26 protein-coding genes and 1 pseudogene are annotated in these 25,858 nt (G+C 56.8%); 13 read left to right on the top strand and 14 right to left on the bottom strand.

Features of this window, described 5'->3' with window-relative positions; genetic code table 11:
- Positions 1–23: 23 nt before the first annotated feature.
- From GE107_RS04815 to GE107_RS04805, 3 genes are all read right to left on the bottom strand, one after another.
- The gene (locus GE107_RS04815; RefSeq protein ID WP_219638350.1) at positions 24–2,927 is read right to left on the bottom strand and encodes a hypothetical protein; all 2,904 of its coding nucleotides are present in this window, start codon (positions 2,925–2,927) and stop codon (positions 24–26) included.
- Positions 2,928–3,390: 463 nt separating this feature from the next.
- Complete coding sequence (locus GE107_RS04810; protein ID WP_219638349.1) at positions 3,391–4,335, bottom strand: aldo/keto reductase; 945 nt, start codon at positions 4,333–4,335, stop codon at positions 3,391–3,393.
- Positions 4,336–4,370: 35 nt separating this feature from the next.
- On the bottom strand, positions 4,371–5,369 hold the full coding sequence (locus GE107_RS04805; RefSeq protein WP_219638347.1) for a Gfo/Idh/MocA family protein: 999 nt from the start codon (positions 5,367–5,369) through the stop codon (positions 4,371–4,373).
- Between the two features lie 131 nt (positions 5,370–5,500).
- Between GE107_RS04805 and GE107_RS04800 the strand changes: the two genes are divergently transcribed.
- The gene (locus GE107_RS04800; RefSeq protein ID WP_219638345.1) at positions 5,501–6,337 is read left to right on the top strand and encodes an AraC family transcriptional regulator; all 837 of its coding nucleotides are present in this window, start codon (positions 5,501–5,503) and stop codon (positions 6,335–6,337) included.
- Positions 6,338–6,412: 75 nt separating this feature from the next.
- Here the strand turns inward: GE107_RS04800 and GE107_RS04795 are convergent, their stop codons facing one another.
- Both GE107_RS04795 and GE107_RS04790 read right to left on the bottom strand, forming a co-directional pair.
- On the bottom strand, positions 6,413–6,601 hold the full coding sequence (locus tag GE107_RS04795; protein WP_219638341.1) for a hypothetical protein: 189 nt from the start codon (positions 6,599–6,601) through the stop codon (positions 6,413–6,415).
- A 109-nt stretch (positions 6,602–6,710) separates the two neighbouring features.
- Positions 6,711–7,055: an ArsR/SmtB family transcription factor gene (locus GE107_RS04790; RefSeq protein ID WP_219638339.1), complete on the bottom strand. Its 345-nt coding sequence runs from the start codon at positions 7,053–7,055 to the stop codon at positions 6,711–6,713.
- 211 nt (positions 7,056–7,266) lie between these two features.
- Between GE107_RS04790 and GE107_RS04785 the strand changes: the two genes are divergently transcribed.
- The 3 genes from GE107_RS04785 to arsC are packed head-to-tail and all read left to right on the top strand — an operon-like array spanning position 7,267 to position 8,674.
- A complete protein-coding gene (locus tag GE107_RS04785) occupies positions 7,267–7,581 on the top strand; it encodes an ArsR/SmtB family transcription factor (protein ID WP_219638337.1) in 315 nt (104 codons plus the stop codon).
- A 17-nt stretch (positions 7,582–7,598) separates the two neighbouring features.
- Positions 7,599–8,237 (top strand): MIP/aquaporin family protein, encoded by a 639-nt coding sequence (locus tag GE107_RS04780; RefSeq protein WP_255570187.1) that lies wholly within the window; start codon positions 7,599–7,601, stop codon positions 8,235–8,237.
- 14 nt (positions 8,238–8,251) lie between these two features.
- A complete protein-coding gene (gene arsC, locus GE107_RS04775; RefSeq protein ID WP_219638334.1) occupies positions 8,252–8,674 on the top strand; it encodes an arsenate reductase (thioredoxin) in 423 nt (140 codons plus the stop codon).
- A 968-nt stretch (positions 8,675–9,642) separates the two neighbouring features.
- On the opposite strand, the pseudogene GE107_RS04770 reads toward arsC, so the two are convergent.
- From GE107_RS04770 to GE107_RS04755, 4 genes and pseudogenes are all read right to left on the bottom strand, one after another.
- Positions 9,643–11,859 (bottom strand): annotated as a pseudogene (locus GE107_RS04770) (heavy metal translocating P-type ATPase); the annotation flags it as partial.
- An 82-nt stretch (positions 11,860–11,941) separates the two neighbouring features.
- The gene (copZ, locus tag GE107_RS04765; protein ID WP_219638330.1) at positions 11,942–12,145 is read right to left on the bottom strand and encodes a copper chaperone CopZ; all 204 of its coding nucleotides are present in this window, start codon (positions 12,143–12,145) and stop codon (positions 11,942–11,944) included.
- A gap of 173 nt (positions 12,146–12,318) precedes the next feature.
- The gene (locus GE107_RS04760) at positions 12,319–12,660 is read right to left on the bottom strand and encodes a hypothetical protein (RefSeq protein WP_219638328.1); all 342 of its coding nucleotides are present in this window, start codon (positions 12,658–12,660) and stop codon (positions 12,319–12,321) included.
- A complete protein-coding gene (locus GE107_RS04755; protein WP_219638327.1) occupies positions 12,657–13,097 on the bottom strand; it encodes a MarR family winged helix-turn-helix transcriptional regulator in 441 nt (146 codons plus the stop codon). The genes GE107_RS04760 and GE107_RS04755 overlap by 4 nt, the downstream gene beginning before the upstream one ends.
- Before the next feature lie 223 nt (positions 13,098–13,320).
- Between GE107_RS04755 and GE107_RS04750 the strand changes: the two genes are divergently transcribed.
- The 6 genes from GE107_RS04750 to GE107_RS04725 are packed head-to-tail and all read left to right on the top strand — an operon-like array spanning position 13,321 to position 18,477.
- Positions 13,321–14,322: a phosphotransferase gene (locus GE107_RS04750; protein ID WP_219638326.1), complete on the top strand. Its 1,002-nt coding sequence runs from the start codon at positions 13,321–13,323 to the stop codon at positions 14,320–14,322.
- The gene (locus GE107_RS04745; RefSeq protein WP_219638325.1) at positions 14,319–15,011 is read left to right on the top strand and encodes a phosphocholine cytidylyltransferase family protein; all 693 of its coding nucleotides are present in this window, start codon (positions 14,319–14,321) and stop codon (positions 15,009–15,011) included. The genes GE107_RS04750 and GE107_RS04745 overlap by 4 nt, the downstream gene beginning before the upstream one ends.
- A gap of 18 nt (positions 15,012–15,029) precedes the next feature.
- Complete coding sequence (locus tag GE107_RS04740) at positions 15,030–16,091, top strand: iron-containing alcohol dehydrogenase family protein (protein ID WP_219638324.1); 1,062 nt, start codon at positions 15,030–15,032, stop codon at positions 16,089–16,091.
- 29 nt (positions 16,092–16,120) lie between these two features.
- Positions 16,121–16,909 carry a CDP-alcohol phosphatidyltransferase family protein gene (locus GE107_RS04735; RefSeq protein ID WP_255570186.1) on the top strand — a complete coding sequence of 263 codons (789 nt, stop codon included), beginning with the start codon at positions 16,121–16,123 and terminating at the stop codon, positions 16,907–16,909.
- Between the two features lie 9 nt (positions 16,910–16,918).
- Complete coding sequence (gene speD, locus GE107_RS04730) at positions 16,919–17,293, top strand: adenosylmethionine decarboxylase (RefSeq protein ID WP_219638323.1); 375 nt, start codon at positions 16,919–16,921, stop codon at positions 17,291–17,293.
- Positions 17,294–17,298: 5 nt separating this feature from the next.
- A complete protein-coding gene (locus GE107_RS04725; protein WP_219638322.1) occupies positions 17,299–18,477 on the top strand; it encodes an aminotransferase class I/II-fold pyridoxal phosphate-dependent enzyme in 1,179 nt (392 codons plus the stop codon).
- Between the two features lie 41 nt (positions 18,478–18,518).
- On the opposite strand, the gene GE107_RS04720 is transcribed toward GE107_RS04725, so the two are convergent.
- The 5 genes from GE107_RS04720 to GE107_RS04705 form a co-directional block, all read right to left on the bottom strand.
- A complete protein-coding gene (locus GE107_RS04720; protein WP_219638321.1) occupies positions 18,519–19,460 on the bottom strand; it encodes a spermine/spermidine synthase domain-containing protein in 942 nt (313 codons plus the stop codon).
- A 177-nt stretch (positions 19,461–19,637) separates the two neighbouring features.
- A complete protein-coding gene (locus GE107_RS04715; protein WP_219638320.1) occupies positions 19,638–20,144 on the bottom strand; it encodes a hypothetical protein in 507 nt (168 codons plus the stop codon).
- A 566-nt stretch (positions 20,145–20,710) separates the two neighbouring features.
- Complete coding sequence (locus tag GE107_RS26375) at positions 20,711–20,842, bottom strand: hypothetical protein (protein ID WP_255570185.1); 132 nt, start codon at positions 20,840–20,842, stop codon at positions 20,711–20,713.
- Between the two features lie 108 nt (positions 20,843–20,950).
- Positions 20,951–21,205, bottom strand: coding sequence for a DUF6171 family protein (locus GE107_RS04710; protein ID WP_219638319.1), 255 nt, complete (start codon positions 21,203–21,205; stop codon positions 20,951–20,953).
- Positions 21,206–21,212: 7 nt separating this feature from the next.
- Entirely contained in the window at positions 21,213–22,706 is a 1,494-nt protein-coding gene (locus GE107_RS04705; protein ID WP_219638318.1) for an alpha-N-arabinofuranosidase, read from the bottom strand.
- Positions 22,707–22,852: 146 nt separating this feature from the next.
- On the opposite strand from GE107_RS04705, the gene GE107_RS04700 reads away from it, so the two are divergent.
- From GE107_RS04700 to GE107_RS04690, 3 genes are read left to right on the top strand one after another with little or no spacing between them, the layout of a single operon-like run.
- A complete protein-coding gene (locus GE107_RS04700; RefSeq protein ID WP_219638317.1) occupies positions 22,853–23,764 on the top strand; it encodes an ArsR/SmtB family transcription factor in 912 nt (303 codons plus the stop codon).
- A gap of 14 nt (positions 23,765–23,778) precedes the next feature.
- On the top strand, positions 23,779–24,426 hold the full coding sequence (locus GE107_RS04695; RefSeq protein ID WP_219638316.1) for a response regulator transcription factor: 648 nt from the start codon (positions 23,779–23,781) through the stop codon (positions 24,424–24,426).
- A 2-nt stretch (positions 24,427–24,428) separates the two neighbouring features.
- Entirely contained in the window at positions 24,429–25,829 is a 1,401-nt protein-coding gene (locus GE107_RS04690; protein ID WP_219638315.1) for a HAMP domain-containing sensor histidine kinase, read from the top strand.
- Positions 25,830–25,858: the final 29 nt, after the last annotated feature.

The raw sequence follows: 25,858 nt of genomic DNA, 5'->3' as shown, positions 1-25,858 counted from the left end.
GGCCGTTGCGGCAAACATACGCTTTAAATATCCAGAAAACTCAGAGAATCGATGTCGTCGTTATTCACGTTTCCGTCCAGGGTACCCGCCGGCCACACATCCGGTTTCCTCTCGTCCGGAACATTGAGGTTGTTCACGATGCAGACGATGTTGCCGAAAGGAAGATCGTTATTCGTCGCCTGAGAGGGAATGACGTCCATCCTGTCGCCTTTGTAATCTTTACTCTGATGGAATCTGATTTTCCGGTTCGATGGCAAGATGGCCACGATGCCCGAAATCTCATCGTCCCATTCGCTGTCGTCCGGCAGGTTGTGGTCGGTTTTGGGCAGTTGCCCCAAATCCGCGATTCGATCGCCGACCGCTTCCGCCACCCATAATTTGTTCTTGCCGATCGGCTGAAGAACGTGGCCGAGCGCTTTCTTCAAGCCGAGAAGCATGAGCGCGAAATCCGCCAGGTCCGTGACGCCGTCGAGCAAGCCGTACACGGTTTCGACTTGGGCGTTCACCTTTTCCAAAACCGGTTTGAGCACGTCCCAATTCGCGAGGCGGGTAAACGTGGATTGCGGAAGGACGATGAGCCGGTCTCCCGCTTGGTCCAGGTCGTCAAGCCGATGCTCGGTGACCAGAAGCAGCTCCGGCACCGCGATCGGGAGCTGCGTGATCGGAATCTTCGGCAGGCTGAGCGGAATCGGATCAAGCGTCGGAATGGTGATTTCCAGTGCGGCCTCCAAGTAGCGGAACTCGATTTCCGCCAGCTGATGGAACCCTTTCACCTGCGGGACCAACAGAACGTCGAGCCGGGAATCCTTCCACGGATTGCCGCTCGTGTTGTCGGCGCCCGGGCGAAGACGGAAGTCTTTGCCGCCCAATTGGACATACTGTCCGTCCGCCCCTTTCTTGTACAGCTTCCACTCCAGCTTCACCGAAAATCCGAGCGGAATCTCGAACGGCAAGCGATCGTCCGCGAACGGCAGCGTACCCGTGAATACGCGTTCGATTGGGGCGAGCGACGTGCCCTGGATGCCCGCCTGCGACAGCGCGGCCGGCTTGGCCAGATCGGACGCCAGCTCGGCGATCAGCGGGGTTCCCGGCTCCAGCGTATCCGAATTGCGCGTCACCCGCAGGGTTTGCTCGATCAGTCCGAGAATCTTGTCTTGGAAAGGCAGCAAGCTCAAATCCGAGAACGTCAAGGCGAGATTGTCCAGCGGAAGCAGCTTGCCGTTCAAGAATGCTTTTACGTTCGCCTGTACCTTGCGCGTGAGGGAAGCGGCGCCTCCTGCCCAATTCTTAGGCGGAAGAAACACGAGCGAAGTTTGGAGACTGCTGAGCCCTTCGAGCGTACGGAAGTCTTCGCCATGGTTCAGCGGCGCCCCCTTCTCGTCCAGCACCTGCCATGCGATCTCCTTGATTTCGAAAGGAATCGTGAGCTCTCCGACCGGCAGGCCGCCGGTGACTGGAAACCATTTCAGATCGGGAAGCGCCGACGCGGACGCGGAGAGCGGAGCCGCGGCTTCGACGAGATTCTCCAGCGGCGTTGCCAGCTTGAGAAGCACCTGCTCTCCCAGGCTCGCCGAGCCCGCTTTGTTCGACTTCACTTGGAACAGGGACTGAATCTGCTCCTTCACGAGAGGCAATTGTTTGATCAGCAGCTTGATGGGATTGGAGCTCTCCGTATCTCCGTTGATCAGATAGGAGACGGTTCCCGTCAGCTCATACACTTCAGGGACAGCTTGCTCCGGTTTGTCTACGATCGACGGCTGGATCAGCAGCTTCTGCTCGAACGGATTGCCCGCGTCGGAGAGGAAGAAGTCTTTCCCCAAGGCGAGCGGGACAGGTCCGGCCGCGGCGCTTGAAGCGCTTTGGCGGCTGAGCCCCCAGACGATGCCGGTGATTTTCCACGCATAGGACAACGCGCCGATGTTCAAGTTCCCGAACGGCTCGGACAGATCCAGCAGTTTGTGGATGACCTTGAGCTCGAGAGGCTGGCCCGGCTGCAGCGTATGGAAGGAGTCCGGAATCAGGTCGAAGCCGCCCAAAATATCGGTGAGGACGGAAGTGACGGCCGGGATCGTGGTCGTCGGCGTGGTGAGCGACAGCGTTTGCCTGACTCCGTTGCATTCCGTCAGGACCTTAGCCGCGGCGTAAGCTTTGTAAGCCTCTTGCTGTGGAATGAACAGAAACCGGGATGTCAGCTTGTCCAAGCCGTCCGGAGCCTGGAAGTCCCGGCCTTCGACCAGCTTGATCGGCGCTGTTGCCGCGGCGGAGGCAGACTCGATCGGCGATTTGTAGGCTTCCCATTGGATCGAGTGGATGGTCACCAAGGTCGGTTTGCCGTTGATCGGCATCGTCGTCTTGATCGGAAACGAGTCGGTAGCGGCGCCTTCCGGAAGGGATTGCAGAATCGTCGACAGGCTGGCTTGCAAATATTCCCCGCTGCGCAGCATATTCGTCGAAGACGACTCCGCCAGGAACGACTGGAAAAACGTCTCCGACACGGTGGGCAGCAAGGTGGCCGTCTCGGGGTCGAAGGTGCGCTGGACGGAGTAGCCGTTCAGGATCACTTGAACGGTCGCCTGAATCGTAATCTCCGCTTGTTGTTCGACCCGCAGCAGCGGCGTCAGCACGAGGTCGGTGTAATTGCTCGTCCGGATTTCCTCGAGATGGTAGTCCTTGCCCCGGGCGAGCTCCGCTCCGGCTTTTTTGACCGACAGGAACGTCTCCAGCTCGTACGGGAAGTTGTACGAACTGCCGTAATAGAATTCGCCGGCGTGGCCCGACCGGGGGAGAACCGGAAAAGCGGGCTTGCAAATCCGATACGTGAGGGATTGTCCGGGGGGCAGAACGCCGCTGGCCGGGTTCAACGTGGTGAACAGATTTTGCTTCAACTCGTTGAGATCGATGGGGGTTTGCCCGATTACCACTTCCACATCATTCATCTCCTAGCCTCAAATTTTGGGTATATTTGGACATAGTTCTATTTGGTTCTAGTCCATACCCACTAAGATTATATAGGCAGAAAATGGAATGCGTTATAGGAAGCGATTCCCGATTCGCCGACGCGATTTAGGCGTAGGGTCGCACGCGATGTTCGATTATGTCAGAAAATAAGAATCGGACAAACGCGACGTTTGTCCGTTCCCCATTATTCGACAGTCTCGGCTTGATGCCGTACTATGGTCGAACCTCGAAGCCGGTGGAGTTGTCCGGGATTCCGGGTATCTGCATCGATCCTGTACATTCGATTCCAATCGTCATGCCGAAACCGGATCATCACTTCCCAGGATAACTCCTCTGACGTTAACTTTTACCGCCAAAAAACCCGAAAGCCGGACGCTTCAAGCGAGCGCCGGCTTTCGGGTTTACTGGAAAAGGAATAAACGTCTATGAATATTACACGGAAGCCGTTTCCCCGGACAAATCCAACCATTCCATCTCTTCGCGGGTCAGGCGGATCCGGGAGCCTTCGTCGCAGGAACGAAGCTCTTCGGCGTTCTGCGCGCCGATCAAGGCGCACGTCGGGAACGGCTGGTTCATCACGTAGGCGAGCGCGATCATGATCGCGCTGACGCCGCGCTCGCGGGCGAGTCGCTCGGCTCTCCGCAGCCGCTCCCAGTTGCCGTCGCTGTAGAATACGCGCACGATGTCGGCATTGTCGCGTACTTCCGGAGAGAATCGGCCGGTGAAGAAGCCTCTCGCCTGGGAGGACCAGGAGAGCAGAGGCAGCTGCTCCTTCTCGTGCCAGGTGCACGTTTCGGCGTCAGCCGAGACGCAGCCCGCCCAGAACGGTTCGTTCGCCTTGGCCAGGCTCAGGTTCGGACTGCTGAACGTGAACCCTCGCAGGCCGTGCGCCGCGGCATATTCGTTCGCTTCCTGCAGGCGCTGCCAAGTCCAGTTCGATCCGCCGATCGCCCCGATGGCGCCGGACTCGATATGCTCGTTCAGCGCTTCGATGATGGCGCCGACCGGCACGCCTGGATCGTCGCGGTGGAGCGCGTACAGCTCGACATGATCGGTCTGCAGCCGTTCCAGGCTCTCGGACAGGTCGCGGCGGATCGCTTCCTTGTTCACGCGCGGACCGTTATGGTCGTGGTGCGCTCCCTTGGTCAGGATGACCATCCGGTCGCGGTTGCCCCTCTCCCGCATGTACCGCCCCAGCACCTCTTCGCTCTGGCCGCCGCAATAAATATGGGCCGTATCCACCGAGTTGCCGCCGATCGCCAGGAATGCGTCCAAATTCGCGGCGGCTTTGTCATAGGAATCATGATAGAAATAGTCGGTGCCCTTCATCAGCCGGGATACCGGCTTGGCGCACCCTTCGATGCGGATATATTCCACGTTCCCTTGCCCCCTTGCCCGATGATGACTTCGCCTTACAGGGTGACGCGCCCCTTTGTTTCCGCCGACCGCAGCACCGCGTCGATGACCCGCATGTTGCGCACGGCGTCCTCTGACTCAAACTTCGGTTGTACCCCATCCAGAACAGTCCGGGCAAATTCGTCGCCTTGCAGCGCATACTGGTTCACGTCCGGCACCGCGACTTCGCGGCGGCTGCCTCCGGCGTTCACGAAGAAATTCGAACCTCCGTTCGGTTGAGTGATGAACGCCGACGGCACCTCGATCGTGCCTTGCGTCCCCAACACTTCCAGCGTATTGCGGAACGCGGCCCACATGCCGCAATCGAACGTCAGGGCAACCGAGCCCGGGAATTCGACCAAGCCTGAAGCCATCATGTCGACGCCGTCGTGCTCCGGCGAGAAGAACGCCTGCGCAGTCGCCGCTTCCGGCTCGCGTCCCAGCAGCAGCCGGGCGGCGCTGATCGGGTAGCAGCCCACATCGTATACGGATCCGCCTCCCCAATCCTTGCGAAACCGGACATTTCCCTTATCCCCGGCGTTGTTGAACGTAAACGTCCCGTGAATGCCCCTGATCTCGCCGATTTCACCGGAAGCGATAACCTCGCGGATCATCGCATAACGCGGGTGGAATCGGTACATGAACGCTTCGGCCAGATGGACGCCTGCAACCTTGCAGGCATCCGCCATCTCCTGCGCCTCTTCGGCGTTCAGGGCGATCGGCTTCTCGCACAGTACGTGTTTGCCCGCTTGGGCCGCGCGGATCGTCCACTCTTTATGCAGATGGTTCGGCAGCGGGATATACACGGCGTCGATGGACGCGTCCCTGAGCAGCTCTTCGTAGCTGCCGTAAGCGGCCGGAATGCCCAGGCGGCCGGCGGTTTCCTTGGCTTTGGCCAAGTCGCGGCTCGCGATCGCGGCCACTTCGTTCCGTTCGGACTGCTGCAAGCCGGGAATGACCGCTCTTTCCGCGATTCCGGCACAGCCGATGATGCCCCATTTCAATTTTCTTGTCATGGCTTGCGGGGTCCCTCATTTCGGTTTAGGATGATATTGTTATTATAGTAATTGACGATAAACATGAAAATATTAATATTTTGCATTTCCTTATAATAATATTGTCATCCTGTTACTCGGGAGGTTACCGTATGCTCCGTCAAAGCCACTTGCTGACGATTTCCGACAACCCGTACTTCGTTTTTCCCGAATCGGTCGGCGCCTACCGGGATTACCCCGAGCATTCCGTCTCCCGGGAGAAAGGCGCGCTGGGCAACTTCAACATCCATTACGTCGCGTCCGGCAAAGGGTATGTCGTCATCGAGGGACGCGTCCACGATTTGAAAAGAGGAGACGCCGTGCTTTATTTCCCCGCTCAAGAACAACGATATTACAGCAGCAAGGACCAGCCTTGGGACATTCGCTGGGTGCATTTCTACGGCAACGGCCTTGCCGAGTATTTGCGGGAGCGCGGGTTCCATCAAAGGAGACTGTGGACGCTCCGCCAACCTGACGCCTGGGAACGAGCCCATCTCGAGCTGCTGGAAGAGGCGGACAACCATAAAATGCTTCGTCCGACGCGGCTGTCTACGCTCACGTACGCCGTCATAGCCGAATTCGTGAACCAAGCGGTTCCTCTGGAAGGCTTTACGCCGAGCATGGCCAGCAGCCGGATTCTGAAGCTGCTGGCCCCGATGCAGCAAGAGGCCCATAAACCGTTCATCCTGGAAGAGTGGGCGGAACGGGCCGGCATCACCCCTCACTATTTCTGCAAGCTGTTCCGCCGAACGATGCAGATGTCGCCGCTCGATTACGTCACGCGCTGCCGTCTGCAGCTCGCGAAGCAGTGGCTGCTGGAACGGATGGACGCCCGGATCGGGCAAATCTCCGAGGATGCCGGTTACCCGAGCGTCAGCTATTTCAACCGGAAGTTCCATGAGCACGAAGGCATGACGCCGTCCGAATACCGCCGCCTGTTCGGCAAATGAAGGTTGTCTGTTCCCGTTACTCGACAACAAGGGTCCTCCTGCCGGAGGACCCTTTCGATTCTGATGGAAGGAGAATCATGCGCAGCAAGAAGCGCTGTTTGCGGCGACGTCGGAACCGCAGCACGAAGTTACGGTCGTGTCCGTGCTGCAGCAGGAGCTGGAAGACGCCGTTTCCTTGCCTGCGGCAGGATTTTTGCTCTCTGCTTCGCAGCATCCACCTGTGTTTTCGTTGCTGCCCTCGGTTTTCTTCGTCTGATTTTCCATTTGATTTCCTCCTTCTTTGAAATGATTTTTTATTTGATTCCCGATCGGGAGAATCAACTTGACGTCGAATTAATCAATTTTTTTTGATTTATTGCGCAAGCGAATGCCTTTAACAGCAGTCGCCTGAAGAAGAGTCATTTCGGAATATGCAACACAGTTCCGGGGACAGAAGATGATTCACTTCCGTTTGATTCAGTTCGTAGTAGCTCCAAGTTCCCCTGATTTCCCGCTTAATGAGCCCGGCGTCCAGCAAGATCTTCAGATGGTACGACAGCTTGGACTGCGGCATCCCGACGATTTCGGTCAGATCGCAGACGCAAGTGCTTCCCCTCCGGGTCAGTTCGTACATGATCTGAAGCCGCTTCTGGTCCGCGATCGCCTTGAACTTCATCTCATACTCGGAAAAATCAACGGGGTTTATCGCCCGTTCGAGAACCGGCAGCTCCTTCTTCATGTCCTTTCCTCCGACCCGATCCTTGATCAATTTTTTTTGATGTAGTCATCTTAACACGGAATGAAGAATCGCGCAAGAGTTAATCAATTTATTTTGATTTAGAGGAATATTTAGAAATAAACCTCCACTAATATAATTGTTTACTTATTTAAATGAGCGCGTATAATACAAGTTGTGCGAAGAATGGATCTGGACAGGAAGGAGGGGAACGGTGGCAACGATCGAAGAGCTGTCCGAACAACTGAAGCTTATTTCCGACAAGTCGAGGTTAACGATTCTGGCGTTGCTGAAAGAACGGGAAATGTGCGTATGCGATATTGTCGAGATTCTGGAGACGACTCAACCGAACGTAAGCCAGCATTTGAAGAAACTCAAAAACGGCGGAATGGTCCATGAGACGCGACGCGGCCACTGGATTTATTATTCCTTGAACGTTGAGGACAAACCCCATGTGAAGAAGATTTTGGACGATCTGCCCTCCATGAGAGACCGCGTCGCGCTACTTCGCAAGGAAAGTTGTGATTAAGGCGCATGCCCTCCCTATTGAAAAAAAAGCTTCTATCCGAGTTTATCGGCACGTATTTTCTCGTTTTCGCAGGCACCGGCGCGGTCGTCATCGATTCCTTGACGCATGCTTTAACGCATGTCGGCGTGGCCGCAACGTTCGGGTTGGTCGTTTTGGCCATGATTTACGCCTTCGGGCATGTCTCGGGCGCGCATTTTAATCCGGCGGTAACCATAGGGTTTTGGGTTCGCAGAGACCTGCCGGCGGCAGAAGCGCTTCTTTACGTCGCCGTTCAATGTCTTGCCGCTCTATCCGCAAGCGGCACGTTGAAATTGCTATTCGGCAACGTGAACGATTTGGGCGCGACGCTCCCCCGTTCGTCTTGGGGTCAATCGTTCGTTCTTGAAATGATTTTGACATTCGTGCTCATGATGGTCATCTTGGGATCCGCCGTTCATGGGAAGGCCGTTAAGTCCTTCGGGGGACTGGCGATCGGCGCCACGGTCGGATTGATGGCGATGTTCGCCGGACCGATCTGCGGCGCCTCCATGAATCCCGCCCGTTCCCTCGGTCCCGCCGTTGTATCGGGACATCTCCAATTTTTGTGGATCTACATCGTTGCGACCATCGCCGGAGCCATCGCTGCATCCGTCGTATATTCTCAAATTCATGAATAAGGAGAACAAACAAAATGAGCAAACCTCTCGTGTATTTCTTGTGTACGGGGAATTCTTGCCGGAGCCAGATGGCTGACGGTTTTCTGAAGGCTTTGGGCAGTGACAAGTATGAGGTGAGAAGCGCCGGTTTGGAAGCGCACGGCCTCAACCCCCGCGCAGTCCAGGTCATGAAGGAAGCCGGGGTGGACATTTCGCAACACACGTCCGACGTCATCGATCCGGAAACGTTAAACCGGTCAACTTACGTGATTACGCTTTGCGGCCATGCGGACGAACATTGCCCCGTCATTTCCAACCGGGACGTCATCAAATGGCATTGGGGCTTCGACGATCCTGCCAAAGCGACCGGCCCCGAAGAGGAGATCATGGCGCAATTCCGCACGGTCCGGGATTCGATCAAAGATCGTATCCTCAAATTCGTGCAAGAAGGTCAATAAGGATCGAAAAGTCAAAGAGCCGCCGCTCCCGCGGCGACTCCTCGATGACCTTCCGCTTATTCTACGTTGAAGACAAACGGAACGGTGAATACCTTGCCGCCCCGCTGGAATTGCGCCCAGAGCTTATAGACGCCCGGCTCCGGGAATTCGGTGGCGAACTTCGCCTCGGTTCCCTTCGCCTTCTCGTCAAGCGGGTGAACGTGAAGGTACCGCTCCGTATCCGCGCTCAGGATGACGACATGTCCGACCGCCCCCAGGTAGGGCTCGAGATCCGTGACCGGATCCTTGGTCTTCGAGTCCGCCAGCGTGAAGTTCAGCTCGAACTCCTCCCCGGCTTTCGGGTGGTCGTTCTGAAGCGTCGCTTCCACGCCATCCTCGACCTTGGAATGCGTCTGATCCGGTGTGAGCGGAACGGGCTCGGCGGCATCGCCTTCCACCTTGATCCATTCCATCTGCGTCGTCTTGCTGCCGCCGGACGGCACATAGTCCGCGATCAGCTTGTATTCGCCTCCGGAAGGGAACCGGTTCGTAATCGTGAACTCGCCTTGTCCCTTATACTCGGGGTGAATATGGTTGAAATAAGCCATATCCTTGCTGACGATGATGAGGTGCAGCAGCTTCTCGTGTTCGATGTCGAACTTCTCGACCGGGTTGCCGCTCCCGTCCCGGATGCGGATCCGGATTTCGGCGTCCTCTCCCGCGTTGGCGCGATTCACCGTCCACACCGCTTCGGTGGGCAAGGATTCCGCGCTGCCGCTTCCATGTCCGCTTCCGGCGTGTCCGGTACCGCCATGGCCGTGTTCACCGGACTCCGGCACGGATCCTGACATCTCCATGCCCGAATTCGATGCGCCGCCCTGCTTCCCGAAGCCATATCCGCCGATGAATGCCGCTGCGACGAGAACCATCACCGCCGCGATTTTCGCTTTTCGGCTCATTCCGCTGCCTCTCTCCCCTGCTTGGCGATCCACGTTCTGCAACCGGAGCGCGTTAAGGACGACCGACACCGAGCTGAGCGCCATCGCCGCTCCGGCCAGCCACGGTTCCAGGTAACCGAGAGCCGCGACCGGAATGCCGATCACATTGTACGCCAGTGCCCAGAACAGGTTCTGCTTGATATTGACCATCGTTTTCTTGCTCATCGAGATCGCGTCCGGAATGCTGTTCAGGTCGCCCCGCATCAAGGTGACGTCCGCCGCTTCCATCGCCACGTCCGTTCCGGTTCCGATCGCCATGCCGATATCCGCCGTCGCGAGCGCAGGTGCGTCGTTGATTCCGTCCCCGACCATGGCGACCGTTTTCCCGGCCAGCTGCAGCTTCTTCACTTCGCCCGCTTTGCCTTCGGGAAGCACTTCGGCCAGCACGCGGTCGATTCCGACCCGGCTTGAGATCGCATGGGCCGTGCGTTCGTTGTCGCCGGTGATCATGACGACTTCGAGGCCGAGCGCTTTCATCCGGGCTACCGCTTGCTCTGACGTTTCCTTCACCGTATCCGCCACGGCGACCATCCCCGCGTACTTGCCGTCAATGGCGACCAGCATCGCGGTTTTGCCTTCCGACTCCAGCCTGGCCATTTCCTCGAACGCGCTCTCCGCCTTGACGCTGTATTGGGCCATGAGCTTGCGGGTCCCGATCATGACTCCTTTGTCTTCGACAACCGCCATGATGCCGTACCCCGGGATCGCTTGGAACGAATCGGTCTGCGGCAAGTCGATTCCCCGCTCCCGGATTCCGGCGACAATGGCTTCCGCCAGCGGATGTTCGGAATTCCTCTCCGCGGCGCCCACCCAGGACAACAGCTGCTTCTCCTCGAACCCCGGCGCTGTCCGCACGTCGGTCAATTCCGGTTTGCCTTTCGTCACCGTGCCGGTTTTGTCCAGGATGACGGTGTCCACGCGATGGGTATTTTCCAGATGCTCGCCGCCCTTGAACAGGATGCCCAATTCGGCCGCCCGGCCCGAACCGGCCATGATGGAGGTCGGCGTCGCGAGACCGAGCGCGCAAGGGCAGGCGATGACGAGAACCGCGATCGCTTTCTCCAGCGCGGAAGCCACGTTGCCCGGTTCCGCGGCGAAATACCAGATCAGGAACGTGACGGCCGCGATGCCGACCACGATCGGAACGAAGATGCCGGAAATGACGTCCGCGACCCGCTGGATCGGAGCCTTGGAGCCTTGCGCCTCTTCCACGACTTTGATGATCTGCGCCAGCGCGGTTTCCTTGCCCACCTTGGTCGCCTTGACCTTCAGGACGCCGTTCTTGTTGATCGTGGCCCCGATCACCGAGTCCCCTGCGCGTTTCTCCACCGGGATGCTCTCGCCGGTCAACATGGATTCGTCCACCGCCGAGACGCCTTCCTCGACCAGACCGTCGACTGGCACTTTCTCGCCCGGTTTCACAAGGAATATATCGCCGACCACGACTTCTTCCACCGGTAGGTTCATCTCCCGGCCGTCGCGGATGACCGTCGCCGTCTTGGCTTGCAAGCCCATCAGCGACTTGATCGCTTCCGAGGAACGGCCTTTGGCCAGCGCTTCGAACAGCTTGCCGAGCAGGATCAGCGTAATCAGCACGGAGCTCGTTTCGTAATAAAGCGCCGAAGGGACATCCGCTAACGTGACATACAAGCTGTAGAAATACGCGGCCGAGGTGCCGAGCGCGACGAGCACGTCCATGTTCGCGCTGCCGCTCTTGAGCGCCTTGAAGGCTCCGACGTAAAATCTAGCCCCGATGATAAATTGAACCGGAGTTGCCAAGGCGAACTGGAACCAGGGATCCATGAAGCGCTCCGGGACCCAAATCCATGACGTAAAAGAGAAGTGTCCCACCATCGCCCACAGCAGCGGCAAGGTCAGCAGAGCCGAGACGGCCAGCATCCATTGCTGGCGCAAGATATCTTTGCGCCGGTGGCCCCCGCTGTCCTTCGCTTCGGATTTCGGCTTCGCTTTGTAGCCGAGCTGCTCCACCTTCTTGATCATGTCGGCAGTACTCACCGTGGACGGGCTAAATTCGACGTGGGCGGTTTCCAGCGCCAGATTGACGGTCGCTTTCACGCCTTCGAGCTTGTTGAGTCCTTTCTCGATGCGGGTCGCGCAAGCGGCGCACGTCATGCCGATAATATCGAAATCGACCGCTTCATATCCTTGTTGCCGCGGATCGTTGTTTCCCGGTGCGGACGCGTTCATGTGAAATCACCTTATCTTCTTTAAGACTTGGAAGGAACGTGACGTTCCGAAGGAGAAGAGCCATCCTGCGATGGCTCCGCGCTTAGGAAACGACGTCGTAACCTTGATCTTCGATCGTTTCCTTGATGGCTTCCAGCGTCACTTTGCTTTCGTCGAATTCCACGGCGACGGAACCCGCGCCGAGATCGACCTTGGCGGTGGCCCCGAGTTTTTTCACGGCTCCTTCGATCGAATTGACGCAATGCCCGCAGCTCATTCCTTGAACGTTCAACGTTACGTTTTGCATATCGCATGCCTCCATTCTGTTCGCCCGGATCGTCGATCCGATTGCTTGATTCCAATATAGTATACCCCTCTAGGGTATGTCAAGAAGTATGGTAAATATTCTTTTCGATTGCAGTTTGCCCCGGCGAACGCTTTTTCTACAGCCCAGCTCCCGCGCCATTCCCTTTCGATCCATTACCAGCCGAACCTCGCTACCGTATAGGCCAGGACAGCGAACGAGACGAGGATCGACGCGATCGTCAGGCCGTTCATCCAAGCCGGCATGCGCCGATGCTTCAAGAGCCGGAAAACGGAATATGCCGAAGCCAGAATCGTCATCGCAATCATCGCTCTGCGGAGCCAAACCATGCCCGTCATCGTCGCCGTCATATTCGCCGAACTTCCCAGCACGAGGAGTACCCCCATATGCAGCCAATGGTGGGAGGAGGCCAGGACGGAGAACACCACGGAAGAAACCGAACCCGCGATCGCGGCCGTAGGGCGTCGATCGTCATCCTTAGGGCCCTTATCGCTCATGACCGTCTCACCTCCGACAATGCGTTCGCGAAGGATTGGAAACCTTCGAACAGCATCATCCGTTCCGGTTCGGACATGTGCCCCAGGATCGATTCGTAAAACCGAACCGATTGGTCGCGTACCGCCCGAACGGAACGTTCCCCCTTCTCCGTAAGCGCGAGAATGACCTCCCTCCGGTTGCTCGCGTTTAATTCCCTGGAAACAAATCCCCCGTTCACCAGTCCGTCGATGAGCCTGCTCACCGAACTCCTTTCCAATTGCAGCCTTAGAGCGAGTTCCGTGATCGTTAACGTTTCTTTTTCCAGCTCCTGCAAGGCGAATACTTGCGACAACGACATGGAAAAACCGCAAGGCGTGGTCGCCTGCTCCAGCAACCCGAAGGATCGGATAAACTGTTGGACGGTATGGCGAAAAGCGAGAATCCGTTCCCGTTCCATATCAAGGCCCCCTAATATATGCATATTACAATTGATGTATTATACACGTTTATTGTATTCCATCATCCAAGCCTTGGCAAGTTGTTCCCTCTTCATGTCCGCTTCGGCACCAACCGCCCCTTTTCGTTTTCCTCCGGCTCGAATCGCCGTTCGTCCAAGCCCCCTGCGCGTTCCGTCATACTTTATTAAATAAATAAAGTCTTGCAGGGAAGGAGGGCGGTAGATGCTCAAGATCGACGAGAAAGAAATCCTCGGAATCCTGCGGGAGAAATACGGGGTTGCGGCGGATCAAGCGATTCGCGTCAGGCGAAAAACGGACAGGCAGGTATGGAGAATCCATGATGCGTCCGGCGCCGAATACGCGCTGAAATTCGTGGCCAAAGGCGGCAAAGGCCGAATGATCGCCATGGTTAACGATTATTTGCACAAGAAAGGAATTCCCGTCGCCACCGTTATTCCTCCCTTGGAAGGCGACGCGTCCGTCCCCCGCGACGAGGGATGCTTCCTGTTGTTTCCTTGGCTCGAAGGTACCCACCCCGACTATACGGAGCCCGGTATGATCGAGAAAATGGCCAAGCTTCTCGCCGAGTTTCACGAAGCGTCCCGCGGATATGCCGCCGCCGGTTATCCGATTGCGGACGGACGTTACGATTGGAACCGCGTGTACAATAGAAAAATCAAGAAAATGGAACGGCTCCGAAAGATGGCCGTCCAGGACCCCGATCCCTTCGCGCAGACGTTCCTTGATCAGTACCCCTGGCTTCGTTTGCGCGTTGACTGGGTGTTGGACAAGCTGCCGGACACGGCGCTGCGAAGGCTGCTGGAGGAGAACCGGGACGACCCGGCACTCGGCCACGGCGATTATTCCCACCTCAATTTGCTGCGCGATCATCGGAACGAATTGACGGTCATCGACCTGGATACCGTCAGCACCGCATTGCCCATGCGGGATATTTCCCACTTGGTGACTTGGATCAACGATGCATTCGGCGACTGGTCTCGCGACCGGTTGGACAGGGTCGTGCACGCCTACCGCGAAACCAGCCCTCTCACCGAGGAAGAATACACGCTTCTGCTGATCGATCAGATATTTCCCCACCGGGCGATCCGGTTAGCGGAAAAATACCTCGAATATCCAAGGAACGCGGCGCTTCTGCAGCAATTCGAGCGTTGTATCGGGATCGATGCGCGCAAATTGAACGACCTGGGGATGGGACCGTCATGAAAGTCGCCATTTTAGCCGCAGGGTTGGGAAGCCGCTTGCATCCTTTGACGATAAACCGCCCGAAAGCAATGGTCGGGCTTCACGGCAAACCGTTGGTGCAGCATCAGGCGGAAAGCTTGCTCGAGTCGGGATTCTCGTACGAGGATATCTACATCGTAGGCGGTTACAAAATCGAACAGATCGAGGACCATTTCCGGGGAACGGGCGTCCATCTGATCTATAACCCGTTTTACGATTCCATGAACAACATTTATTCTTTCATGCTCACCCAAGCCGTGGGAGACGATCTGCTGCTGATGAATTCGGACCTTCACTGCGACAGACGGATTCTGGGACGGGTCTTGGAATCGCCCTTCTCTACGTGCATTGCTGTCGATCGGCAGAGAGAAATCACCGAGGAAGCGATGAAGGTCAAGCTTAACGGGGACCGGCTGTTGTCCGTGAACAAGCGTATGAGTCCTGCGGAGGCAGACGGCGAATATATCGGGCTTGCCAAGTTGGCGTCGGACGATCTGGTCGTATTGTATCGGAAAGCCCGCCAGCTCATCGACGCCGGGGAAACGAACGAATGGTACGAGAGCGTATTCGAGGCGTGCGCGGAAGTCGTGCCCATCCGCGTCGTAGACACGGCCGGCTTCCCCTGGATCGAGATCGACGACATGAGCGACTTCGAGAAGGCAGAAGCCTGAAGACGGGGGTGCAGCGCGATGGCCAAGAATGTGTTACTCCCCAACCATCTGATCTGCGAACCCCGGGCATTCGGCCGGCTGCGCGCCAGCGAAATCTATGCGGAGGCGGCGGAACGAAGGATCGCCTTGCTTAGCGGCGCAGGTCCGACCTATGAGATCGGAGAGCGGCTGATCGAGGAGCTGAAGCTGAAGCCTTCGCAAATCAACCGCCTCGTATGCCCCGACAACAGCTTGCAGACGATCGACCGACTGGAAGCGGAAGCGCAAAGCCATTTTACCGAAATGATCATCGGGGTCGGCGGCGGCAAAGCGCTGGATGCGGCCAAAGTCGTCGGCGCAAGATTGAACGTGCCCGTGATGCTCGTCCCGACCGCTTTGTCGGGCGACGCCATCTGCTCGCCGGTCGGCTCGGTGCGCGTAAGCCCGGACAAGAGCATCAGCATCGCGGGCACCATGCCGTGGGCGGTCGTCATCGACCTGGAAGTGGCAGCGGGCTCTCCCGTCCGGCTATGGTCTGCGGGCATCGGGGACTTGCTGTCCAACAAGACGGCGCTCGCGGATTGGAAGCTGGCGCATCGGGCGGCCCGCGAGAAAATCGACACTTTTGCCTGTCTTATCGCGGATCATGCGATCGAAGCTTTCATCCACGCGGCGGACCACGGAAACGAGAGCAAGGAAGCGTTGCTGCGGGTGACCGCGGAATCCCTGATCATGAGCGGCATGGCCATGGCCATCGCAGGTTCGAGCCGGCCTTGCAGCGGATCGGAGCACTTGATCAGCCACGCGCTCGACGCCTATTGCGGAGGCAAAGCGCTTCACGGCGAACAGGTGGCCATCGGGCTGCTGATCGCGGAATGGCTGCAAGGCAACCGCGATTCCGGCAGCAGCATGCGCCCTTATCTAGTGCGGTTCGGGCTTCCCACCCATTACGAGGAGCTCGGCTATTCGAAGGAAGAGATGATCTTGGCCATCCGGAAAGCGCCGACGCTGCGGAACAGGTACACCGTGCTTAACGAAACGGAGCTCACGGCCGATCACATCGGCCGCGTGCTGGACGCCGTTTTTACAACCCCGCGTTAAGCCTAGGCCGGATAAGGAGTGAACCTCTCTTGGCTGACGCCAAATATTCGATGACAGACGTCCGGAATGCCTTCAAAAAGAAAGACGCCTGGTGGACCGTCTATCTCGTCGATCCCGTCGCTGCCCGGTTGATGCTCCCCCTCGCGAATCATACCCGGATCACGCCGAATCAGCTGACTTTATCCGCCTTCGCGTGCGGCTTGATCTCCGCCTTCTGTTTCTATCGCGGCACCTACTCCTGGATCTTGGCGGGCGCGGTTCTGTATCACCTCAGCTTCACGCTGGACTGCATGGACGGTAAAGTCTCCCGGCTCAAGGGTACCGGCTCCGTCTTCGGCGCATGGCTGGATTACGCTCTGGACCGCACTCGTGTCGCCATTTGCGCGTTCGCCTTGATGTTGGGCCAGTACGGGCAGACCGGGGACATCGCTTTTTTTTACCTGGCGGCCCTCGTGTGTTTCCTCGACAGTACCCGGTATATGAACTCGCTTCTCGTCTACAAATCTCTGAATACGATGCGCCACAAGCTCGGGGCGGATAACTCGGAGGAATTCCTTCGGGAAGTCATCGCCCGTCACCCCTCGTATTTGCCGATCCGGACCTTCCTGTTGAAGAGAAGGGTGAGGCTCCATCTCGTGAGCGGAATCGAATTTCAAATGTTCGTCTTCATCCTCGCGCCGGTATTCGGACTCATCCCGGAAGGAACGGTCGCGAGCTCGATTCTCATGGTTCTGTTCGAATCGGCCGTCATTTACAAGCTATGGCTGATGACCCTGGATTACAGGAGGCAGCTAAGGTCTAAACTCGAAGGAGCGTGAACAGGAAAGATGCAGTACTCCACCTATGGCAGGCATATCATCACCGATTTCTGGGGTGTTGAATTCTCCGTCCTGAACGACCTCGAGCTGCTCAAACAGCATATGATCGAGGCCGCCGAGCATAGCGGGGCCAAAGTTCTGTCCGTGAGCAGCGAGAAATTCGACCCATTCGGTTGCACGATTCTGCTCCTGCTGTCGGAAAGCCATATGTCCATTCACACCTATCCGGAAAAAAAATTCGCGGCGATCGACTGTTTCACGTGCGGTTACGACAAAATTCCGCAACTGGCGATCGAATACTTGAAGCTAAAGCTTAAGCCCAAGGAGCTGTCCGCCATCCGATTGATTCGCGGTCTCCATGGGATCGAAATCATAGACGACTGATCCCTATGAAGAATAAGCTCGATACCGCCGCATCCAAACGGCTGAAACGGCTGCCCCTTCCGATCTTCCCGGCACTCGCGTCCACGGCCGACAGGCTTGAACGTCAAGGATGCGACGTCATCCGGCTCGGACAAGGAATTCCGGATATGCCCCCCCCGCCCCATGTCATTCAGGCATTGCAAGCCTCCGCCGCGAAGCAGCAGGACGGCTGGCCGCTCGCGCCGGGCAAGCGGGAGCTGCGTGAAGCGATTTGCCGATGGTACCGGTCGGAACAAGGCGTAGACCTGGATCCCGAGACGGAAGTCGCCGTGCTTCCCGGCTTCCGTTCGGGATGGGTTCAACTGGCGGCGGCGCTGCTGGGTCCTGGAGACGCCGTTCTGGCGCCGGATCCCGCAAGCCCGAGCTTCGCTCCCGGCATCGCGCTTGCCGGCGCTTCCTCCGTTCCGATGCCGCTCCTGGCGGACAACGCCTATTTGCCGGAGTTGGGGAAAATCTCCCGTAACCAGAGAGAAAGAGCGAAGCTGATGCTGCTCGGATATCCCGCCAACCCGGCCGCCGTCCTGGCGCCGGCGTCCTTCTTCGACGAAGCGATCCGGTTCGCGGAGGACAACAAGATCCTCATCGTGCATGACTTCTCCTACGGCGCGATCGGATTCGACGGCAAGAAGCCGGTCAGCTTCTTGTCGCGCCCCGGCGCCAAGGAAACGGGGATTGAGCTCTATTCCCTGTCGTACGCCTACAACATGGCCGGATGGCGGATCGGGTTCGCGCTCGGGAACCGCAAGGCGATCCGGCTCCTGAATACTTTGCAGGCACATGCCGGCTTAGGCGTGTTCGGCGCCGTGCAGGACGCCGCGATCGCGGCGCTGACCTCCTCCCAGGAGTGCGTGCGCGAGCTGGCGGACCTTTACGAATCCCGCCGAAACGCTCTGTTCCGCGATATGGGGAGAATCGGCTGGTCAGCCGCACCTTGCGAAGGTACCTGCTATGTATGGGTGAAAACGCCTCCCGGCTTCTCCTCGACCCGATTCGCGGATCTCGTTCTGCGCAAGGCCCAGGTGATGACGGTTCCGGGCAGCGGATTCGGCGGCTGCGGCGAAGGCTATGTCCGGCTCGGATTGCTCACCAGCGAAGAACGACTGAGGGAAGCGATGCGGAGAATCCAGACCCTGTCTCTTTTTTGACATCGGAAAACCGGAGGGACGCCCCGTCCCCCCCGGCCTGTTCATTTCAAATGCGATAAGTCGTCGTTCTGATCCCGATGGAAATATTGAAACAACCGGAGATTTTTCAAGCTGTTCGGCTGCACCGTTCTTCTCCCCTGGAGCAGCTCCTTCGGAAGCTTGAACAAGGTGGAAAGACGGGACGGAAGCGTTCGGGCTTCGACCACCGGACGATGTCCCTTCGGGTCGAATTTCCGATAGGATGCGATTTGGAAGCCCCAATCCCCGAAGGAAGGCACATATACGTAATAGCTTCTCGTATGCATCCCGAGACTTCTCAACGTGTGGTAGATGCTCCAATACACGCTTGGCTTATCCTCCGTCGAGTTGGCCTGGACGACGAGCTTGCCGCCGGGAGCGAGGAGCCGGCCTACCTGTTGGTAAAATTCCTTCGTGTACAGCTTGCTGAGCGTCTTGTCGGCCGGGTCGGGAAAGTCCTGGATGATGACGTTATACCTTTTGGAACCCGCTTTCAGCCTGCCCGCGAGATACTTCCTCGCGTCCATCACGTAAACCTGGACCCGCTCGTCGGCGAGAGAACGCCCGTTCAATTCGGAGACCGGCTTGCTCTTCGCAAGCTCGATCATCTTAGGGTCCAGCTCGACGAGGTCAACCGATCGGACGTCCTTGTACTTCAATACTTCGCGCAGGGCGAATCCGTCTCCCCCGCCCAGAATCAGCACATTGCGGCGGATCGGCGTCATGCTCATGGCCGGATGGACCAACGCTTCATGGTAGACCCGCTCATCCACCGAGCTGAACTGCAGCTGCTTGTCGAGATACAGCCGGATGTCCTTCGTTTCCAGCATGACGATGTTCTGAAACCGGCTCTTGCCTCGATACAGGATCTTCGGCTTTTCTTTCATCAGAAACCGCAAGGTGATCAGGTCCCAGTAATCACCCCGAACAGGGCGGATCCGCCGGATCGTACTCCTCTTCTGCAAACCAGCTCGCCTCCCGCAGGCTTCGGTAATTCGTCCATTTCGATCAGGTTATGCGGGACAAAGCGGACCCGTGTGGGCAGGTACGGCGTTCGGATCCGAAGCTCCTGCCCGGTTTCCGAGCATGCCGAAGATCCCGGTTGCTGGCAACCGGGATCGGACGGATCGGACGGAATCCCGCTATTCGCTGCTCTGCGTCTGCAAATGCGAGGAAACATAATCGCTTGCCCAGGTGATCATGCCGTCCATGACGGTCAGGATCAGCTGGGCCACGTCTTTCTCGGTTAAATGTCCCGACGTTTGAGAACGGACGTACTGGGACATTCCCGATTCCACGCTTTGAATCATGTCTTTCACTTTCAGCAAATCCCCCGCCAATTGATCCAATTGGTTTTGCTGACCGCTTTGCTGATCGTTTTGCAGGCTGTATGGCTGGTTGTATTGCTGATCGTTTTGCTGGTTGTTTTGCTGATCGTTTTGCTGGTTGTTTTGCTGATTGTTTTGCTGATCGTTTTGCAGGTTGTATTGCTGGTTGCTTTGTTGATTGTTTTCCTCGGAAGACTGCATATCCGATTGCGATTGATCACTTTGCAGCATGGACTTGATCTGGTTGATCTCCTTCATGAAGGTTTCGTTTTGCCGGGTCAGCCGATCGATCTTGGCCGTTACGTCATTCGTAAGGATCATCACGTGTCCATCATCTATTCGCTTCCTTCTTTCGGATGCCGGGAACTTTCCTTCATTTTGTCCAACCGCTGAGATCTTATTCGGAAACAAGTAAGACCGCTTGCGCGGTTCTGCTTCCTCAACTATACCTACAGCTCGCCTAAGGGTTTCGCAGAAACAACGTCTCCGGAAGTCACTAAGGCGCTCGTAGTCGGGGATTTCGCAAAAATAACGTCTCCGGAAGTCACTACGGCGCTCGTAGTCGGGGATTTCGCAAAAATAACGTCTCCGGAAGTCACTACGGCGCCCGTAGTCGGGGATTTCGCAAAAATAACGTCTCCGGAAGTCACTACGGCGCCCGTAGTCGGGGATTTCGCAAAAATAACGTCTCCGGAAGTCACTACAGCGCCCGTAGTCGGGGATTTCGCAAAAATAACGTCTTCGTAACTCACTAAGGCGCCCGTAGTCGGGGATTTCGCAAAAATAACGTCTCCGGAAGTCATGCGGCCAATACGCAAAAATAGAGGGCAGTTTTCCCTTTCATCGCGATGACTGCGCGACAGCCGTCCCATCTGAGCGCCAGTCCTTTAACCGCTCCCCTCTCGCTTCCCAAAACAACCGGTTGCGCCGTCCTGTTCGGACGGATAGCTTTTATCGAAGTGTTTCAGAAAAGTATCGCTAAACCCGACTTCGTTCACGGCGGCCGACGCCGCGATCATAAAGCCGCCCTCCATCGTTCTCGCGGGGCGGCTTTATCGGATTGCACGGTATCAAGTTTCGCCTCTGTTTGCGGACGTTAGGTTCCCTTCTCCATCATGCTGCTTCGCCTACCACTGAGGCGTACCCGGTTTCGGACAACGTCTGTCCGCCAGCTTCGCCCGAATGTGGACGATACAGCCGCAATGGCTGCATGTGGTCCCATATTGAAGCGAAGAGCAGGCGAAGCAGGCATCGAGCCGCGTCCGGTAGACGTCGTCCGGCACGCGCTCGAATTCCCCGTCCTCCAGATGCTTCAGCATCCTTGCGATCTGCTGCGCGGAGACGTTCACGTCCGCCGAGCAGCCTTTGCAAGTTTCCGCCATGGCGGCGTTATGCCTGCGCTTTCGCTTCGAGCACGACGACGGACATCGGCGGCAGCTTCGCGGAGAGCACTCCGCCCGCGGTTTCGAACTGAACGAACGGCTTCGGCTTCACCGCGTCCGGGCGTTCGAACGTGTTGCGGTCGTTCTTGGCCGCGGAAGTCAGGATTCTGCCGCTATACGCGCGCGCCCCGGCATCGCCGCGGAGCTCCACCGAGATTTGCGCTTCCTCGTTGTGGCTCAGATTGGTGAGTCCGATGCAGATCGTGCCGTCTTCCGATTTCGCGGCTGTAGCGCTTACGCTCGGGATCGACTGGCCGTCCATGTCATAGAAACCGCTTTGCACGTTCAGATCCAGCGCCGTGGCGTTCTGGAACACCTTGTACATCTCGAACACGTGGTATGACGGGGTCAGCACCATTTTCTCGCCTTCGGTCAGCACCATCGCCTGAAGGACGTTAACGGTCTGCGCGATGTTCGCCATCTGCACGCGGTCGCAATGCCGGTGAAAAACGTCGAACGTGACGGAGGCGACCAGAGCGTCGCGCAGCGTGTTTTGCTGGTACAGGAATCCCGGATTCGTGCCCGGCTCCACGTCGAACCAGGTGCCCCATTCATCGACGATCAAGCCGACCCGCTTCTCGGGATCGTATTTATCCATGACGGTGGAATGGAGGGTGAGCACCTCATCCATCTTCAATGCTTTCTGCAGCGTCGTGAACCATTCCCGCTCCGTGAATTCGGTGGCGGAGCCTTTGTTCTCCCAGGCCGGTCCCGTGACGACGTAGTAATGGAGGCTGAGACCATCCATGTACCGTCCGGCTTCCCGCATGAGCACTTCCGTCCAATATGTGTTGAAATCGTTGCTTCCGCACGCGATTTTGTAGATTTTGTTGTCGCCGTAGTTCCGGACATACGTCTGATACTGACGGTACAGGTCCGCGTAATACTCCGGCCTCATGTGGCCGCCGCAGCCCCAGTTCTCGTTCCCGACGCCGAAATAGCGCACCTTCCACGGCTTCTCCCGGCCGTTCTCCTTGCGCCAGTTCGCCATAGGCGATTCTCCGTCAAACGTCATGTACTCGACCCATTCCTGCATCTCCTGCACGGTGCCGCTCCCCACGTTCCCCGCGATGTACGGCTCGCACCCGAGCATTTCGCAGAGCATCAGAAACTCGTGCGTTCCGAAATGGTTGTTCTCGACGACGCCGCCCCAGTGCGTATTGACCATCCGCTTGCGGGACTCGCGCGGACCGACGCCGTCCTTCCAATGGTACTCGTCTGCGAAACAGCCGCCCGGCCAGCGGAGCAGCGGGATGTCGAGCCCGCGAAGCGCTTCCAACACGTCATTGCGGATCCCGTTCGTGTTCGGAATCGGCGAATCTTCCCCGACCCAGATCCCTTCATAAATGCACCTGCCCAGATGCTCGGCGAAATGGCCGTAAATGTTTTTGTTGATCCTGCCTTTGGCTACGTCGGCATTAATGATGACGCGGTTGCTCATGTAACTGTCCCTCCATTGAATTAATGTTTCTATTAATGGTATAATCCATATATTAATTCAATTCCATCATAAAATAGATTTCCACGAACCGCAATGACAAATCGGGCGATCAATCCCTTATCCTTAAAGCGGAGGCTGCCTCATCCATGAACACGATCAAAGCGACGACAAGCCCGGAATGGCTCCCCTTATACGAAGCATTGGCCAGCGAAGTCCGATTGAAGATGATCGACCTGCTCGCGGTTCAACCGATGAACAACAAAGATCTAGCGGCCAGGCTTAACATCAGCGGCGCGATCGTCACATCCCACATCCGCAAGCTCCAAGCCGCCGGCATCGTCGAATCCCGGATGGTCCGCATCCAAGGCGGCACCCACAAAATGAACACCCTGTCGGCGGAAGGCGTCGAGCTGCTCTTTCCCGCCAAGAAGACGAACGCCCGCCCGTTCCATGAAGTATCGATCCCCGTCGGACACTACACGCGGTTCGAGATCCACCCGACGTGCGGCTTGGCGACGCCCGAGAAGATGATCGGCCAATTCGACGAACCTCGTTCCTTCCATGACCCGCAGCGGATGGCGGCGGGCATTCTGTGGTTCGGGCGCGGATTCGTAGAATACACGATACCGAATTACCTGCTCTCTTCGCAGAACATCACGGAGATCGAAATCTCGATGGAAATCGGCTCGGAGGCCCCGGGCATCGCCGAGAATTGGCCTTCGGACATCCATTTCCACCTCAACGACACGTTCGTAGGCTATTGGACAAGTCCGGGCGATTCCGGGAACGGACGGGGGATCTTCTCGCCGGATTGGTGGTCCAGCTCCATTAACCAATACGGGTTCCTGAAGATGCTCCGAATCGGCGAAGAAGGAACCTTCATCGACGGAGAGCCGATCTCGGCCGTGACGCTGAACGATTTGAAAGTGGACCGGAACAGCTGGAAGCTCCGGTTCAGCGTCGAGGAAACGGCGAAAAACGTCGGCGGCTTCACGCTGTACGGGGCCGGCTTCGGCAACTACAACCAAGACATCGTGTTCCGGACGTATTATGAGTGAGTGAGGGAACAAGAATGGCGACGATATTGATCGTAGAAGACGAAATCCCTATCAATGAGTTAATCAAAAGAAGCTTACAGCTCGTCGGCCATCGCTGCATTTCGGTTTTTGACGGAAAAGCCGCCATTACGGAAATTGAACGGCAAACGTACGATTTGATTCTGCTGGATGTGATGCTGCCGGAGTTGGACGGATTTCAAGTCTTGGAAACCATCCGGAATATCCCCACGATCTTTCTGACGGCCCGCAGCAGCTTGTCCGATCGCGTGAAAGGTTTGACGATGGGGGCCGACGATTATCTGACCAAGCCTTTTGAAATGCTGGAACTGCTGGCCCGCGTGGATGCGGTGTTGCGTCGAACGCTGAAAGACAGCCATTGCTATCAATTGGACAACATAAGAATCGATTTGGACAGCAGGCAAATATTCGACAACGGACAGCTCGTCGAATGTACTCCGCAAGAATTCGAGCTGCTGAACGTACTCATCAAAAACCGAAATATCGCATTATCGAGGGAAAAGCTACTGCAACTGGCTTGGGGCTATGCCTATGAAGGGGACACAAGAACCGTGGATGTGCATATTCAAAAATTGCGGAAAAAACTGAGGTTGGAGGAGCGTATCAAAACCGTCTACAAACTGGGTTATCGGCTGGAGGTCTAACCTTGAAACTGAAAACGTACCTGATGACCCTGATGCTGTTTCTTTTGTTTTTCAACGGCAGCATCTTTATCTTTTCGGTAGTTACGCTGAAAAGCAGCATGGACAGTTTGCGGGAACGGTCCTTGGCGGAGCATTATTTTATCGTCTCTGCATTATCCAAAGATTTATTTGCGGTTGAAAACAGGGGAACGCCTCTTCAACCGGCCATGCAGACGTTGTTTCAATCTTATTCCAAATACTACGCCAAACAGAATGTTCTGCTGGAGATCTCGAAAGACGGCCAGCCGCTTTATTCCACTGTGCCGGAAGAAGAACGCTTGACCGGCAAGTCCGATGTTCCGGCGGCCGGAACCCGGACGGTTACGATGCAAAAGTCAAAAAGCAAAGAATATATCAAAATCTCCGGGCAACTTCCGGCTCCGTATCAAGCATATGCGCTTGCTTATCTTTATGATTTATCGGAAGCTGCCGCGTCATGGAATCGGATGACAACAACGCTGTTCGCGATCGGCATGATCCTCTCGGCCTTGCTTGCCGCTAGCCTCCTGTTGCTGCTTACCCGTATTTTCAAACCTCTGAAGCAGTTTTCCATGGCTTCCCGAAGCATTGCGAAGGGGGAATACGGAAATCGGTTGAACGTTGCCGGACATGACGAGCTGGCGGAAATGGCGGAGAGCTTTAACGAAATGGCCGGGGAAATCCAGAACCAGATGAAGCAGCTTGCTGCCGCCGTAGAACAGAGACAACGCTTTATCGATAATCTGGCCCATGAGCTCAGAACTCCCTTGACCTCCATCTACGGGTATGCAGAATACATCCAAAAGGCGCCGGTCACGGATGAAGATAAGCTGACGGCTACGGATTATATCATGTCGGAGAGCAGACGGCTTCAGAATATCGCGTTCAGGCTTCTGGAGCTTGCGAGTCTTCGCCACAGCGAGATTAAGCGCGAGGAAGTCGTGATTGCGGAGCTTTTTCGCTCTACGGAAGCAACGATTCGCCTAAAAGCGTCGATGAACGAAGTGGAACTGAAATGGAGCAGCAAGATCGACAAGCTCGCCGGCGATCGCGATTTATTGGAAAGCCTGCTGCTTAATTTGACGGATAACGCGGTGAAAGCTTGCGGTCCGGGAGGCAGAGTCGAACTGAGCGCCTATTGGGAGGACGGAAAAAAAGTCATTTCCGTTCAGGATAATGGGAAAGGAATGACGGAAGAGCAGTTAAGTCATATTACCGAGGCGTTCTACAGGGCGGATCCATCGCGCAGCCGGAAAGATGGAGGAGCAGGGCTGGGACTTGCGCTTTGCGAGCAAATCGCTTTCTGTCATGGCGCCGAACTTGCTTTTTCCTCGCACCCCGGCTCGGGCACTGCCGTCAAAGTAACTTTTACAACTTCAACATAAGTCGGTGACCGGTTGGTGATGGGACGACT

The organism is Cohnella sp. CFH 77786, from assembly GCF_019400745.1.
Lineage (GTDB): Bacteria > Bacillota > Bacilli > Paenibacillales > Paenibacillaceae > Cohnella.
Note: the sequence above shows the minus strand (reverse complement) of the source record. Positions and strands in the feature narration are given on the sequence as shown.

Coding starts and splice junctions, on each gene's coding strand:
- GE107_RS04805 (WP_219638347.1), bottom strand. CDS start 5,369: ATGACAAGAAAATTGAAATGGGGCATCATCGGCTGTGCCGGAATCGCG.
- GE107_RS04800 (WP_219638345.1), top strand. CDS start 5,501: ATGCTCCGTCAAAGCCACTTGCTGACGATTTCCGACAACCCGTACTTC.
- GE107_RS04795 (WP_219638341.1), bottom strand. CDS start 6,601: ATGGAAAATCAGACGAAGAAAACCGAGGGCAGCAACGAAAACACAGGT.
- GE107_RS04790 (WP_219638339.1), bottom strand. CDS start 7,055: ATGAAGAAGGAGCTGCCGGTTCTCGAACGGGCGATAAACCCCGTTGAT.
- arsC (WP_219638334.1), top strand. CDS start 8,252: ATGAGCAAACCTCTCGTGTATTTCTTGTGTACGGGGAATTCTTGCCGG.
- copZ (WP_219638330.1), bottom strand. CDS start 12,145: ATGCAAAACGTAACGTTGAACGTTCAAGGAATGAGCTGCGGGCATTGC.
- GE107_RS04760 (WP_219638328.1), bottom strand. CDS start 12,660: ATGAGCGATAAGGGCCCTAAGGATGACGATCGACGCCCTACGGCCGCG.
- GE107_RS04755 (WP_219638327.1), bottom strand. CDS start 13,097: ATGGAACGGGAACGGATTCTCGCTTTTCGCCATACCGTCCAACAGTTT.
- GE107_RS04750 (WP_219638326.1), top strand. CDS start 13,321: ATGCTCAAGATCGACGAGAAAGAAATCCTCGGAATCCTGCGGGAGAAA.
- GE107_RS04745 (WP_219638325.1), top strand. CDS start 14,319: ATGAAAGTCGCCATTTTAGCCGCAGGGTTGGGAAGCCGCTTGCATCCT.
- GE107_RS04740 (WP_219638324.1), top strand. CDS start 15,030: ATGGCCAAGAATGTGTTACTCCCCAACCATCTGATCTGCGAACCCCGG.
- speD (WP_219638323.1), top strand. CDS start 16,919: ATGCAGTACTCCACCTATGGCAGGCATATCATCACCGATTTCTGGGGT.
- GE107_RS04725 (WP_219638322.1), top strand. CDS start 17,299: ATGAAGAATAAGCTCGATACCGCCGCATCCAAACGGCTGAAACGGCTG.
- GE107_RS04715 (WP_219638320.1), bottom strand. CDS start 20,144: ATGATCCTTACGAATGACGTAACGGCCAAGATCGATCGGCTGACCCGG.
- GE107_RS26375 (WP_255570185.1), bottom strand. CDS start 20,842: ATGATCGCGGCGTCGGCCGCCGTGAACGAAGTCGGGTTTAGCGATACT.
- GE107_RS04710 (WP_219638319.1), bottom strand. CDS start 21,205: ATGGCGGAAACTTGCAAAGGCTGCTCGGCGGACGTGAACGTCTCCGCG.
- GE107_RS04705 (WP_219638318.1), bottom strand. CDS start 22,706: ATGAGCAACCGCGTCATCATTAATGCCGACGTAGCCAAAGGCAGGATC.
- GE107_RS04700 (WP_219638317.1), top strand. CDS start 22,853: ATGAACACGATCAAAGCGACGACAAGCCCGGAATGGCTCCCCTTATAC.
- GE107_RS04695 (WP_219638316.1), top strand. CDS start 23,779: ATGGCGACGATATTGATCGTAGAAGACGAAATCCCTATCAATGAGTTA.